Consider the following 13,313-nt stretch of genomic DNA (forward strand, 5'->3'; position numbering starts at 1 on the left):
CCTTTGGCAACGTGGTGCTTGAGGCATTGGCGTCGGGTTTGGGGGTGGTGGCATACGACCAGGCGGCAGCGGCCCAGCATATTCGCCATGGCTACAACGGCGTGTTGGCGATGCCGGGAGATGAAGAGGCGTTCTGCGATGCGGCTACGTGGCTGCTGGAGGAGCGCGAGACCTTGCGCTGTGTGCGGCTGAATGCGCGCCAGCATGCAAGCCGGCAGGGTTGGGCGGCGATAATCGAGCAGTTTGAGGGGCAGTTGCGGGGGGCTTGTGTGGGGGAAGTGGTGCTGCCGAATGCATCGACCGTACCCTGAAGTTTCTGTGACTTTGAGTCAGTCATCGCGAGCAGGCTCACTCCTACAGGGTTTTGTGTCGTACACAAATCCCGTGTGGGAGCGAGCCTGCTCGCGATGGGTCAGCTCAGACTCCGCTTAAACCAGCGTCATCAACGCCTCACGGCTGAACGGCAGGATGTCTTCTTCCCGCCCGTCGCGTACTTTGAGCGCCCAGTCCGGGTCTACCAACAACGCACGACCCACAGCCACCAGGTCGAATTCGTCGTTGTTCAAGCGCTCCAGTAGCTTTTCCAAGCTCGCCGGTTGGGCGATCTTGTCGGTGTTGACCATGAATTGCAGGAATTCGCCATCCAGGCCAACGCTGCCCACGGTGATGGTCGGCTTGCCGGTAAGTTTGCGCGTCCAGCCCGCCAGGTTCAGCTCGGAACCGTCGAATTCCGGCTCCCAAAAACGGCGTGTCGAGCAGTGGAAAATGTCCACGCCAGCATCGGACAACGGCTTGAGGAATTCACCCAGCGCTTCAGGGGTTTGCACCAGGCGCGCGGTGTAATCCTGCTGCTTCCACTGCGAGAAGCGGAAGATGATCGGGAAGCCTTCACCGACGGCCGCGCGCACGGCCTGGATCAGTTCGATCGCGAACCGTGAACGGCTGGCCAGGTCRCCACCGTATTCGTCGGTGCGCTGGTTGCTGCCTTCCCAGAAGAACTGGTCGACCAGATAACCGTGGGCGCCGTGGATTTCCACGCCGTCCATGCCAATGCTCTGGGCATCTTTGGCGGCTTGGGCGAACGCAGCGATCACGTCCTGAATATCTTGCTTGGTCATGCCGTGAACCACGACCTGACCGTCCTTCAATTTTTCCGACGGGCCGTAACCCGGGACACTGGCGTCCGGCTCGGTGCCGATACGGCGCACACTGCCGACATGCCACAGTTGCGGAACGATCTTGCCGCCTTCGCCATGCACGGCGTCGACAACTTTCTTCCAGCCGGCCAGCGCCGCTTCACCATATAAATGCGGCACATTCGGGTAGCCGTTCGAGGCCTTATGACCAACGGTCGTGCCTTCGGTGATGATCAGGCCCACACCGGCAGCGGCGCGCCGGCGGTAGTACTCGATCACTTTGGAATTGGGTACGCCACCCGGCGAAAACGAACGGGTCATCGGCGCCATGACGACACGGGTCGGCAGTTCAAGGGTGCCGAGATGGAACGGTTTGAACAAGGCTTTAACGGGCATGGGGCACTCCACGAAAACGATATCGACGGACATAACTTTTATGACGGCGATAATATGCGCAGTGACAAGCGATGCCCAGCACTATTGATCCGGGTGATTAAGGGTCAAAAGGCAGACATAAAAAAATCGCAGCCCGAAGGCTGCGATTTTTGGGGGTCAGCTCAACGCTTTTTCAATCGCATGAAYGATCGTCGGATCATCCGGCGCTGTACGAGGCGAAAACCGCGCCAATACACGGCCGTCCTTGCCCAGCAGGAATTTTTCGAAGTTCCAGGTAATGTCACCCGGGAATTCCGCACCCTCTCCCGCCAGCAAGCGATACAACTGATGACGTTCATGACCGTTGACTTCCAGCTTGCTGGACAACGGAAAGGTCACGCCATAGTTGAGGCTGCAAAAATCCTGAATCTCTTTCTCGGAACCTGGCTCCTGCCCGGCAAACTGGTTGCAAGGCAAGCCCAGCACGCTGAAACCTTTACCTTTGTATTGCTGGTAGAGGTTTTCCAGCGCCGCGTACTGTGGGGTCAAGCCACATTTGGAGGCGACGTTGACTACCAGCACGACTTGCCCCTTGAAGGGCGCCAGCGGTAGTTCCTGTCCATCCAAGGCTGTCAACTTAAGGTCGTGAAAAGCACTCATGACGAACTCCAAATTCCCGTGTTCTTCTCGAAACAGCCACTTGGTAATGCCACCAATGACAGCCGCGGACTAAAAAGGYGCCCTCGGGCGCCTCTCCAGTTCTCTGAGCTTAGCGCAGAAAATCAGTGGTGATGGCCACCTTCGCCATGGACGTGACCATGAGCGATTTCTTCCTGGCTGGCGTCACGAATGTTGATGATCTTGACCTGGAAAGTCAGGCGCTGACCGGCCAACGGGTGGTTGCCGTCAACGGTGACATCGTCGCCGTCCAGATCGCGAATGGTGACGATCTGCATCTGGCCGTCCGGAGCGGAAGCGTGGAACTGCATGCCCACTTCCAGTTCATCGACGCCTTCGAACATGCTGCGGCTCAAGGTGCTTACCAGTTCGGCAGCGTATTCGCCGTAGGCATCTTCAGGTTCAACGGCTACGGTCAGCTCGTCGCCGACGGTTTTGCCTTCCAGAGCCTTCTCCAGGCCCGGGATGATGTTACCTGCGCCTTGCAGGTAGACCAGCGGCGCGCCACCGGCGGAGCTGTCGATGACCTCACCAGCGTCGTTGGTCAGGGTATAGTCGATGGAGACAGCCTTATTGGCGGCGATCAGCATGGGGCGAGACCTTTTGCATAAGAATGAAGAAAGGCCAAGTTTAGCGAAGCCATCGCCCGAAAGCGAACAGAACCCGGACGGAAGGTTCGAGGCGCCTGGCGTAACGGTCACTAGCTTCCATCAGGATGAGGACGGGCATTGGGTGGCCGAGCTTTCTTGCGGTCATACCCAGCACCTGCGCCATCAGCCACCGTGGCAATCGCGCGCCTGGGTGCTGGACCCCGCGCAACGTATTGAAAAAATAGGCCAGCCCTTTGACTGCGGTTGGTGCGCACAAGGCCCGGTTAGCGATAACCTTGACGACTGAATTTCGGTAGGCGACCAGACATAGATCGCCACCATTGCCATGCACCTTTAGAGAATCCGCATGCAAACTTTTTTTATCGCACCCACCGATTTTGGTGTGGGCCTGACCTCCATCAGCCTCGGGCTGGTACGCACGCTTGAGCGCGCCGGCCTCAAAGTCGGTTTTTTCAARCCGATTGCCCAGCCACATCCGGGTGACACCGGCCCGGAACGCTCCACCGAACTGGTGGCCCGCACCCACGGCTTGAAACCACCTAAGCCGCTGGGCCTGGCACATGTCGAGCGCATGCTCGGCGATGGTCAGCTGGATGAGTTGCTCGAAGAAATCATCACCCTTTATCAGCAAGCCGCCGTCGGCAAGGATGTGCTGGTCGTCGAAGGCATGGTCCCGACCCGAAGCGCCAGCTACGCCGCGCGGGTCAATCTGCATTTGGCCAAGAGCCTCGATGCCGACGTGATTCTGGTCTCTGCGCCGGAAAGCGAAGCCCTGACCGAACTCTCCGGCCGCGTGGAATTGCAGGCGCAGTTGTTTGGCGGTCCGAAAGACCCGAAAGTGCTCGGCGTGATCCTCAACAAGGTCAAGACCGACGAAAGCATGGACGTCTTCGCCACACGCTTGAAAGATCACTCGCCGTTGCTGCGCAGCGGTGATTTCCGTCTGCTGGGCTGCATCCCGTTCCGGCCGGAATTGAACGCCCCGCGCACCCGCGACGTGGCCGATTTGATGGGCGCGCAAATCCTCAATGCCGGTGACTACGAAACCCGGCGCATGACCAACATCATCATCTGCGCCCGCACCATGCGCAACACCGTGGAGCTGCTCAAGCCCGGCGTGCTGGTAGTAACGCCCGGTGATCGCGACGACATCATCCTCGCCGTCAGCCTCGCCGCCATGAACGGTGTACCGCTGGCCGGCCTGCTGCTGACCAGCGACACCCTGCCCGACCCACGCATCATGGACTTGTGCCGTGGTGCGCTGCAGGCGGGTTTGCCGGTGCTGTCGGTGAGCACCGGCTCCTACGACACCGCCAACCAGTTGAACGGTTTGAACAAGGAAATCCCCATCGACGACCGCGAGCGTGCGGAGATCATCACCGATTTCGTCGCCAGCCACCTCGATGCCAACTGGCTGCACCAGCGCTGCGGCACCCCGCGTGAGATGCGCCTGTCGCCTGCCGTGTTCCGCTACCAATTGATCCAGCGCGCTCAGGCGGCCAACAAGCGCATCGTGCTGCCGGAAGGCAGCGAGCCGTTGACCGTGCAAGCGGCAGCGATCTGTCAGGCCCGTGGCATTGCCCGTTGCGTGCTGTTGGCGAAACCGGCGGACGTCGAAGCCGTGGCTCGTGCTCAAGGTATCGAGTTGCCACCTGGGCTGGAGATTCTTGATCCGGACCTGGTCCGCGAGCGCTACATCGAGCCTATGGTCGCCCTGCGCAAAAGCAAAAGCCTCAACGCGCCGATGGCCGAGCAGCAATTGGAAGACACCGTGGTGATCGGCACCATGATGCTCGCGCTGGATGAAGTCGACGGCCTCGTCTCTGGCGTGATTCACTCCACGGCCAACACCATCCGCCCAGCCCTGCAACTGATTAAAACGGCACCGGGCTGCACTTTGGTGTCGTCCGTGTTCTTCATGCTGTTTCCGGAAGAAGTGCTGGTCTACGGCGATTGCGTGATGAACCCCCACCCGAGCGCCAGTGAACTGGCCGAAATCGCCCTGCAAAGCGCCGACTCGGCAGCGGCATTTGGCATCACCCCGCGCGTGGCGATGATCAGCTATTCCAGCGGTGAGTCCGCCAGCGGCGAAGAAGTCGAGAAAGTGCGCGAAGCGACGTTGCTTGCCCACGAACAACAAAACTCGCTGCTGATCGACGGCCCTTTGCAGTACGACGCCGCTGCCAACGAAACCGTGGCCCGACAATTGGCACCCAACAGCCAGGTCGCCGGTCGCGCCACGGTGTTCGTGTTCCCCGACCTGAACACCGGCAACACCACCCACAAAGCCGTGCAGCGCAGTGCCGATTGCGTCAGCCTCGGGCCGATGTTGCAAGGCCTGCGCAAACCGGTGAACGACCTGCCGCGTGGTGCGCAGGTCGATGACATCGTCTACACCATCGCGTTGACCGCGATCCAGGCTGCCAACCGACCTATGGATGTTTAAATGCTGGATTTCCTGCCTGCCGCCGTACGCGGCGTGATTGCATCGTTGTTGCTGGCCCTCAATACCATTTTGCTGTGCTCGTTTCTGTTCTGCGTGGCGATTTTCAAGGTGCTGCCGTTCGCCATCACCCAACGCTTCACGCTTTGGTTGATGAGCCATACCCATGAGGCCTGGATCAGCAACAACAAGGCCTGGATGAACCTGGTTTGCCGCACCCGCTGGCACCTCAGCGGCCTGGAAGGCCTGGACTATCAGCACTCGTACCTGATCACCAGCAACCACCAGAGCTGGGTCGACATCATGGTGCTGCAATACGTGCTCAACCGTCGTATCCAGCCGCTGAAGTTTTTTCTCAAGCAGCAGCTCATCTGGGTGCCGGTGATTGGTCTGGCGTGGTGGACCCTGGGCTTTCCGTTCATGAAGCGCTACTCCAAGGCGTATCTGGAAAAGCACCCGGAGAAAAAAGGCAAAGACCTGGAAACAACCCGCAAGACATGCGCGAAGTTTCGCAATAGCCCGGTGGGGATTTTCAATTTCGTTGAGGGCACACGCTTCACCGAAGGCAAGCATGCGCAGCAGAAATCACCCTTCAAGTATCTGCTCAAACCCAAAGCCGGTGGCATTGCGTTTGTGCTGGATGCGATGGGTGAGCAGCTGGAGTCCATCGTCAACGTGACGATTCACTATCCGGGCGGGCGTCCGGGGTATTGGGATTTGCTGTGCGGGAATGTTGCGGACGTGGTGGTGCATTTTCAGGAGCTGAAGATTCCGCCGCATTTTATCGGCAAGAACTACGACCAGGATGGGGAGTATCGATTGCAGTTTCAGGGGTGGATCAATCAGCTGTGGCTGGATAAGGATGCGCAGCTGGAGCAGATGCATCGGGAGTATCCGTCTAACTGATAACCTGGCAAAAAACCGCCGATCCCTGCCGAAGCGGACGCGGAGCGTCCATTGAGGCATTCCCACGCGGAGCGTGGGAACGATCATCACCTGGTACAAAAAAACCCGCCGATGATCACTCATCGGCGGGTTTTTTATTGGCAGCTAACGCTTAGATCGCGCCGCGSYSRCGCAACAGRTCCAACACYTGCTTGACGCTTTCTTCCAGCGACARCGACTGGGTGTCGAYCACSAGGTCTGCATCCAGCGGCACGTCGTACGGGAAGGAGTCGCCCGGAATGTTGTCGCCGCCAGCAGCGTACAACCCTTGCGGATCACGCTCGGCGCAAACAGTCGGCGACGCCTGCACGTAAACGGTCAGCAAACGCTCCTTGCCGATCAGCTCCCGAGCCTGCACGCGACCTTCGGCGCTTGGCGCTACGAATGCAGCCAGAGTCAACAGACCAGCTTCGTTGAACTGACGCGCAACGTGTGCCGCACGACGCCAGTTCTCGGTACGTCCGGCGCGATCCTGTGGCAGACCTTTGTTCAGGTCATGACGCAGGTTCTGGCCATCCAGTACAAACACCGCACGGCCCATGTCGAACAGCTTGCGTTCAACCGCGTAAGCCAGAGTACTTTTGCCAGCGCCCGACAGGCCGCTGAACAACACGGTGGCCGGTTGCTGGCCGAAGCGCTGGGCGCGTTCTTCGGTGGCGACGTGAGCGAGCTTGCCATGGTGCGTAGCGCTGCCATGCGCCACTGGCTGAGCGATGATCATGCCGGCGGCGACGGTGCCATTGGTCAAACGATCAATGACGATAAACGAGCCGGTGGTGCGGTTACTCGCGTAACCGTCCAGCGCGATGGCAGCGTCGAGGCTGATCTTGACCCGACCGATCTCGTTCAGCTGCAAGGCGCTGGCCGGACCTTCTTCCAGAGTGTTCACGTCAACGCGGTTGACGATGCTGGTGATCGAACCCGGCACGTACGTCGTGGCGCGTTTGATGTCGTATTTCTTGCCCGGCAGCATCGGCTCTTCGGCCATCCATACCAGCATGGCGTCGAAGCCGTCGGTCACTTGCGGCAGGTTGTCGGCATGTACCAGCAAGTCGCCGCGCGAGATGTCGATTTCGTCTTCCATGGTCAGCGTCACAGCCTGACCCGGACCTGCATGCTCCAGCTCACCTTCGAAGGTAACGATGGATTTCACACGGCTGCTCTTGCCCGACGGCAGCACAACCACTTCGTCGCCCTTGTGCACGACGCCGCTGGCCAGCGTACCGGCGAAACCACGGAAGTTCAGGTTCGGACGGTTGACGTACTGCACCGGGAAACGCAGGTCGGTGTAATTGCGGTCGCTGGCGATTTCGACGGTTTCAAGAATTTCCATCAGCGACTGGCCGGTGTACCACGGCGAGCGCTCGGACTTGTTCACCACGTTGTCGCCCTTGAGCGCCGACATCGGCACGAAGGCCATGGTGGTCGGCTTGAAGGCGATGCCTTCGGCGAACTTCAGGTAATCGGCCTTGATCGACTCGAAGACTTTTTCGTCGAAGCCGTTGAGGTCCATCTTGTTGATGGCAACCACGATGTGTTTGATGCCCAGCAACGAGGCGATGAAGCTGTGGCGACGGGTCTGGGTCTGCACGCCGTAACGGGCGTCGACCAGGATGATCGCCAGGTCACAGGTAGATGCGCCGGTGGCCATGTTGCGGGTGTACTGCTCATGGCCGGGAGTGTCGGCGATGATGAATTTGCGTTTGGCAGTGGAGAAATAGCGGTAAGCGACATCGATGGTGATGCCCTGCTCACGCTCGGCCTGCAGGCCGTCGACCAGCAAGGCCAGGTCGATGTCATCGCCGGTGGTACCGACTTTTTTCGAATCGCGGGTAATGGCTTCCAGGTGATCTTCGTAGATCATCTTGGAGTCGTGCAGCAGGCGCCCGATCAGGGTGCTCTTGCCGTCATCGACGTTGCCACAGGTCAGAAAGCGCAGCATTTCCTTGCGTTCGTGCTGGCTCAGGTAGGCGAGGATGTCCTCGCTGATCAAATCAGATACGTGCGACATGACAACCCCTTAGAAATAACCCTGACGTTTCTTTTCTTCCATCGAGCCTGCGCCATCGTGGTCGATGACCCGGCCCTGGCGTTCGGAAGTTCGCGTCAGGAGCATTTCCTGAATGATGTCGGTCAGGCTGGTCGCCTCGGACTCGACCGCACCGGTCAGCGGGTAGTCGCCGAGCGTACGGAAGCGGACCTTTTTCTTGACGATGCGCGCCTTGTCTTCATCGCTCAGGTGATTGAGCAGGCGTTCGTCGTCGATCATGATCCAGGTGCCGTTCATCTCGATAACGTCGCGCTCGGCGGCGAAATACAGCGGCACAATCGGGATGCCTTCGAGATAGATGTACTGCCAGATGTCCAGTTCGGTCCAGTTCGACAACGGGAACACGCGAATCGATTCGCCCTTGTTGACGTTGCCGTTGTAGACGTTCCACAGTTCCGGGCGCTGGTTTTTCGGGTCCCAGCGGTGCTTGGTGTCGCGGAAGGAATACACGCGCTCTTTGGCACGGGACTTCTCTTCGTCGCGACGGGCACCACCGAAAGCAGCGTCGAAACCATACTTGTCGAGGGCCTGCTTGAGGCCTTCGGTTTTCATGATATCGGTGTGTTTGGCACTGCCGTGGGTCAGCGGGTTGATGCCCTGCGCAACCCCGTCAGGGTTGACGTGCACCAGCAGGTCAAGGCCGAGTTCTTCAACCATGCGGTCGCGGAACGCGTACATTTCCTTGAACTTCCACTGGGTGTCGACGTGCATCACCGGAAACGGAAGTTTGCCCGGGAAGAATGCTTTGCGCGCAAGGTGCAGCATCACGGCGGAGTCTTTACCGACGGAGTACAGCATCACCGGGTTATCGAACTCGGCGGCGACCTCGCGGATGATGTGGATGCTTTCGGCCTCCAGCTGTTTCAGATGCGTCAGTTTGTCGACCATGGCTACTCACGAAAACGATCTTATGGACGGCCAGCGGGCCGTGTTCGAGCGAGGAATCCTAGCACAGCGACCTCTTCTAATCAGGACGCCAGCTAGATCGAAAGGGTATATGAATATACCTGCCTGTTCGGGTGTACTGGGTACTGTGTACTGTGGGAGTGAGCCTGCTCGCGATAGCGGTGCCTCAGTCACATCAATGTCGATGTTATGCAGCCATCGCCGGCAAGCCGGTCTCGCTCCCACAATGGAGAGGGGTGATTCAGATCGGATTCGGGCAATCGATGAAGATGTGTTCGAGGGCAAACCGGCGTGCCAGATAATCGCCCAGCGCCTGCACACCATAACGCTCAGTGGCGTGATGGCCGGCGGCGATGAAACTGATGTCGTTTTCCCGGGCACTATGGAAAGTCTGCTCGGAGGCCTCGCCACTGAGGTACAGATCGACACCGGCCAACACCGCCTGGTCGATGTAACCCTGGCCGCCACCGGTGCACCAGCCGACCCGGCGAATCGTCGCGCTGCCTTCGATCAGTAGTGGCTCGCGCCCCATGACTTCCTGGACACGACGGGCGAAATCACGCGGCGTCATCGGCTCGCTCAACGAACCAACCAGGCCAACAACTTTAGGATTGTCCGGATCCAGCGGGCCTTCGACGGTGATATCCAACTGCCGGGCCAGTTGCACGTTGTTCCCGACTTCCGGGTGCAGGTCCAGCGGCAAATGGTAGGACAGCAGGCTGATGTCGTGCTTGAGCAAGGTTTTCAACCGACGCTGCTTCATGCCGGTGATGCACGGATTTTCGCCCTTCCAGAAATAACCGTGATGCACCAGTACCAGATCGGCCTGGGCATCGACGGCAGCGTCCAGCAGCGCTTGGCTGGCGGTGACACCGCTGACGATGCGCATCACCTGCGGCCGGCCCTCGACCTGCAAGCCGTTGGGGCAGTAATCAGCAATTTTGGCGCTGGCAAGGTAACGGTCGGCTTCTTCGACCAAGGTGCTCAGGGCGACGGCCATAAAAGACTCCTAAATATCCCGTTCAGAGGCGCGCTTGGCCTCGTATAATGCGCGACATTATGGGCGGTCTCATACCGCCTGCAACCTTTCAGGACGTGCTTAATGCTCAAGGCGCTGCGTTTTTCCGGCTGGCCGCTATTGGCCGGCGTGCTTATCGCTCTTTTGATAATTCAGCGTTACCCGCAGTGGGTCGGGCTTCCCAGCCTCGACGTAAATTTGCAGCAAGCACCGCAAACAACCAGCGTGCAACAAGGGCCGGTGTCTTACGCCGATGCCGTCACCCTGGCCGCGCCGTCGGTGGTCAACCTGTACACCACCAAAGTCATCAACAAACCAAGCCATCCGCTGTTTGAAGACCCCCAGTTCCGCCGCTTCTTCGGGGACAACTCGCCCAAGCAGAAGCGCATGGAATCGAGCCTCGGCTCCGGCGTAATCATGAGCCCGGAAGGCTACTTGCTGACCAACAACCATGTGACTACGGGTGCCGACCAGATCGTGGTGGCGCTCAAGGATGGCCGCGAAACCTTGGCCCGGGTGATCGGCAGCGATCCGGAAACGGACCTCGCCGTCCTGAAGATTGATCTGAAGAACCTTCCTTCCATCACTATCGGCCGTTCCGACAACATCCGCATCGGCGACGTGGCGCTGGCCATTGGTAACCCGTTCGGTGTCGGCCAGACCGTGACCATGGGCATCATCAGTGCCACCGGGCGCAACCAGTTGGGCCTGAACAACTACGAAGATTTCATCCAGACCGACGCCGCGATCAACCCCGGCAACTCCGGGGGTGCGCTGGTGGACGCCAATGGCAACCTGACCGGCATCAACACCGCGATTTTCTCCAAGTCCGGCGGCTCGCAAGGCATAGGGTTTGCGATCCCGGTCAAACTGGCGATGGAAGTGATGAAGTCGATCATCGAACACGGCCAGGTGATTCGCGGCTGGCTGGGCATTGAAGTACAGCCGTTGAGCCAGGAACTGGCGGAGTCGTTCGGTCTGTCGGGACGTCCGGGGATTGTAGTCGCGGGGATTTTCCGGGATGGCCCGGCACAGAAGGCCGGCCTGCAATTGGGGGATGTGATTCTCTCCATCGACGGCGAACCAGCGGGTGATGGTCGACGTTCGATGAACCAGGTCGCGCGGATCAAGCCGACGGACAAGGTCACGATTCAGGTGATGCGCAATGGCAAAGAACTGAAGCTTACCGCTGAAATCGGCCTGCGCCCGCCACCGGCACCAGCGCCGGCACCGGCCAAAGAGAAAGAAGAAAAGTAAGCAGCCAACCCAAAGTCCTTGTTGGAGCGTGCGGTGCGGCGATCCGACTTGCCCGCGATGGGAACACCGCGGTGTATCAGGTACACCGCGTCATCGTTCATCGCGGGCAAGCCACGCGCCCACAGGTTCAGTGGTGGTTTAGAGTTCGCCGAGGCCGTCGATCAGCGCCTGATTCTGCTCAGGTGTGCCGATGGAAATCCGCAGGAACTGGGCAATCCGCTCCTGCTTGAAGTGCCGAACGATCACGCCTTGCTCACGCAACTTAGCCGCCAACCCTGCCGCATCGTGCTTGGGATGACGGGCAAAGATGAAGTTCGCCGCTGACGGCAACACCTCAAAACCCTTSGCCTCCAACTGCCCGACCACCTTGTCACGGCTATCGATGACCAACCGGCAAGTCTTGTCGAAGTACTCGCGATCCTCGAACGCCGCAGCAGCCCCCACAATCGCCAGACGATCCAGCGGATAAGAGTTGAAGCTGTTCTTGATCCGCTCCAGCGCTTCGATCAAGTCCGGATGCCCCACCGCCAGTCCAACCCGCAGGCCGGCCAGCGAGCGGGACTTGGACAAGGTCTGAGTCACCAGCAGGTTTGGATAACGGTCGACCAGGCTGATAGCCGTCTCTCCACCAAAGTCGATGTAAGCCTCATCCACCACGACCACCGAATCCGGGCTGGCCTTGAGGATCTGCTCGACGGCGTCCAGCGTCAGCAGGCAGCCGGTGGGAGCGTTCGGGTTCGGGAAGATGATCCCGCCATTCGGCTTGGCGTAGTCGGCCGGGTTGATCTGGAATTGATCGTCCAGCGGCACCGCGTCGAACTGGATGCCATACAACCCACAGTAAACCGGATAGAAGCTGTAGCTGATGTCCGGGAACAGCAGCGGCTGGTCGTGTTGCAGCAATCCGTGAAAGATGTGCGCCAGCACTTCATCGGAACCGTTGCCGAGGAACACCTGGTTGCCTTGGACGCCGTAGTACTTGGCGACGGCTTGCTTGAGCACATCACTGTTCGGGTCCGGGTACAGGCGCAGATTGTCATTCAGCTCGGTCTGCATGGCGGCCAAGGCTTTAGGCGATGGACCGTAAGGATTTTCGTTGGTGTTGAGCTTCACCAGTTTCGTCAGTTTCGGCTGCTCGCCCGGCACGTAAGGCACCAGACTCTTGACGAAGGGGCTCCAGAATTTACTCATGTTCAGTTCCCCTGCTCTTCATTAGAGAGCTCGTCAATGATGCGGTATTCGGCGCTGCGGGCATGCGCCGTCAGCGACTCGCCACGGGCCAGCACGGAAGCGGTCTTGCCCAGTTCGGATGCACCTTCCTGTGAGCAGAAGATGATCGAGGAGCGTTTCTGGAAGTCGTACACACCCAGCGGCGAGGAGAAACGCGCGGTGCCGGAAGTCGGCAGCACGTGGTTCGGACCGGCGCAGTAATCACCCAGCGCTTCAGAGGTATGGCGCCCCATGAAAATCGCGCCCGCGTGACGGATCTGCGGCAACCAGGCCTGCGGATCAGCAACCGACAACTCCAGGTGCTCCGGCGCGATGCGGTTGGCCACTTCGATGGCTTGTTCCATATCGCGCACTTTGATCAACGCGCCACGGCCATTGATCGAGGTTGCGATGATCTCGGCACGCTCCATGGTCGGCATCAATTTGTTGATGCTCGCGGCAACCTTGTCGAGGAACTCGGCGTCCGGGCTGACCAGAATCGCCTGGGCGTCTTCATCGTGCTCAGCCTGGGAGAACAGGTCCATGGCGATCCAGTCCGGATCGGTCTGGCCGTCGCACACCACGAGAATCTCGGACGGGCCGGCGATCATGTCGATACCGACCTGACCAAACACGTGGCGTTTGGCGGTGGCGACATAGATGTTACCCGGGCCGACTACTTTGT

General features: G+C 59.4%; 13 protein-coding genes. 5 read left to right on the forward strand and 8 right to left on the reverse strand.

Annotated elements, in window-relative coordinates:
• On the forward strand, positions 1-311 hold a 311-nt coding region (locus tag AC1DRJ_RS10900; protein ID WP_477802139.1), incomplete at its 5' end, for a glycosyltransferase.
• A gap of 117 nt (positions 312-428) precedes the next feature.
• On the opposite strand, the gene AC1DRJ_RS10905 is transcribed toward AC1DRJ_RS10900, so the two are convergent.
• From AC1DRJ_RS10905 to AC1DRJ_RS10915, 3 genes are all read right to left on the reverse strand, one after another.
• Complete coding sequence (locus AC1DRJ_RS10905) at positions 429-1,532, reverse strand: NADH:flavin oxidoreductase (RefSeq protein WP_477802140.1); 1,104 nt, start codon at positions 1,530-1,532, stop codon at positions 429-431.
• 156 nt (positions 1,533-1,688) lie between these two features.
• Positions 1,689-2,171, reverse strand: a complete 483-nt coding sequence (locus AC1DRJ_RS10910; protein WP_477802141.1) for a glutathione peroxidase — start codon at positions 2,169-2,171, stop codon at positions 1,689-1,691.
• Positions 2,172-2,293: 122 nt separating this feature from the next.
• Positions 2,294-2,779 (reverse strand): FKBP-type peptidyl-prolyl cis-trans isomerase, encoded by a 486-nt coding sequence (locus AC1DRJ_RS10915; RefSeq protein WP_477802142.1) that lies wholly within the window; start codon positions 2,777-2,779, stop codon positions 2,294-2,296.
• On the opposite strand from AC1DRJ_RS10915, the gene AC1DRJ_RS10920 reads away from it, so the two are divergent.
• The 3 genes from AC1DRJ_RS10920 to AC1DRJ_RS10930 are packed head-to-tail and all read left to right on the forward strand — an operon-like array spanning position 2,748 to position 6,149.
• Entirely contained in the window at positions 2,748-3,086 is a 339-nt protein-coding gene (locus AC1DRJ_RS10920; protein ID WP_477802143.1) for a DUF3565 domain-containing protein, read from the forward strand. The genes AC1DRJ_RS10915 and AC1DRJ_RS10920 overlap by 32 nt on opposite strands.
• A 60-nt stretch (positions 3,087-3,146) precedes the next feature.
• Positions 3,147-5,246 (forward strand): phosphate acetyltransferase, encoded by a 2,100-nt coding sequence (gene pta, locus AC1DRJ_RS10925; protein WP_477802144.1) that lies wholly within the window; start codon positions 3,147-3,149, stop codon positions 5,244-5,246.
• Positions 5,247-6,149, forward strand: coding sequence for an acyltransferase (locus AC1DRJ_RS10930; protein WP_477802145.1), 903 nt, complete (start codon positions 5,247-5,249; stop codon positions 6,147-6,149).
• 151 nt (positions 6,150-6,300) lie between these two features.
• Here AC1DRJ_RS10930 and cysN read toward each other — a convergent pair whose 3' ends face one another.
• The 3 genes from cysN to AC1DRJ_RS10945 all read right to left on the reverse strand — a co-directional run bounded on the left by cysN (position 6,301) and on the right by AC1DRJ_RS10945 (position 10,144).
• A complete protein-coding gene (gene cysN / locus AC1DRJ_RS10935; RefSeq protein ID WP_477802146.1) occupies positions 6,301-8,199 on the reverse strand; it encodes a sulfate adenylyltransferase subunit CysN in 1,899 nt (632 codons plus the stop codon).
• 9 nt (positions 8,200-8,208) lie between these two features.
• Positions 8,209-9,126: a sulfate adenylyltransferase subunit CysD gene (gene cysD / locus AC1DRJ_RS10940; RefSeq protein ID WP_007942729.1), complete on the reverse strand. Its 918-nt coding sequence runs from the start codon at positions 9,124-9,126 to the stop codon at positions 8,209-8,211.
• Positions 9,127-9,385: 259 nt separating this feature from the next.
• On the reverse strand, positions 9,386-10,144 hold the full coding sequence (locus AC1DRJ_RS10945; RefSeq protein ID WP_477802147.1) for a Nif3-like dinuclear metal center hexameric protein: 759 nt from the start codon (positions 10,142-10,144) through the stop codon (positions 9,386-9,388).
• Positions 10,145-10,246: 102 nt separating this feature from the next.
• On the opposite strand from AC1DRJ_RS10945, the gene algW reads away from it, so the two are divergent.
• Positions 10,247-11,419, forward strand: a complete 1,173-nt coding sequence (gene algW, locus AC1DRJ_RS10950) for a Do family serine endopeptidase AlgW (RefSeq protein ID WP_477802148.1) — start codon at positions 10,247-10,249, stop codon at positions 11,417-11,419.
• A gap of 138 nt (positions 11,420-11,557) precedes the next feature.
• Here the strand turns inward: algW and hisC are convergent, their stop codons facing one another.
• Positions 11,558-12,610, reverse strand: coding sequence for a histidinol-phosphate transaminase (hisC, locus tag AC1DRJ_RS10955; RefSeq protein ID WP_477802149.1), 1,053 nt, complete (start codon positions 12,608-12,610; stop codon positions 11,558-11,560).
• Between the two features lie 2 nt (positions 12,611-12,612).
• On the reverse strand, positions 12,613-13,313 hold a 701-nt coding region (hisD, locus tag AC1DRJ_RS10960), incomplete at its 5' end, for a histidinol dehydrogenase (RefSeq protein ID WP_477802150.1).

It is taken from the genome of Pseudomonas sp. P5_B2, from assembly GCF_056400445.1.

Bases quoted from the DNA above. Each gene is read 5' to 3' on its own strand.
- cysD (WP_007942729.1), bottom strand. From the start codon at position 9,126: ATGGTCGACAAACTGACGCATCTGAAACAGCTGGAGGCCGAAAGCATC.
- AC1DRJ_RS10945 (WP_477802147.1), bottom strand. From the start codon at position 10,144: ATGGCCGTCGCCCTGAGCACCTTGGTCGAAGAAGCCGACCGTTACCTT.
- AC1DRJ_RS10920 (WP_477802143.1), top strand. From the start codon at position 2,748: ATGGAGACAGCCTTATTGGCGGCGATCAGCATGGGGCGAGACCTTTTG.
- algW (WP_477802148.1), top strand. From the start codon at position 10,247: ATGCTCAAGGCGCTGCGTTTTTCCGGCTGGCCGCTATTGGCCGGCGTG.
- AC1DRJ_RS10915 (WP_477802142.1), bottom strand. From the start codon at position 2,779: ATGCTGATCGCCGCCAATAAGGCTGTCTCCATCGACTATACCCTGACC.
- AC1DRJ_RS10930 (WP_477802145.1), top strand. From the start codon at position 5,247: ATGCTGGATTTCCTGCCTGCCGCCGTACGCGGCGTGATTGCATCGTTG.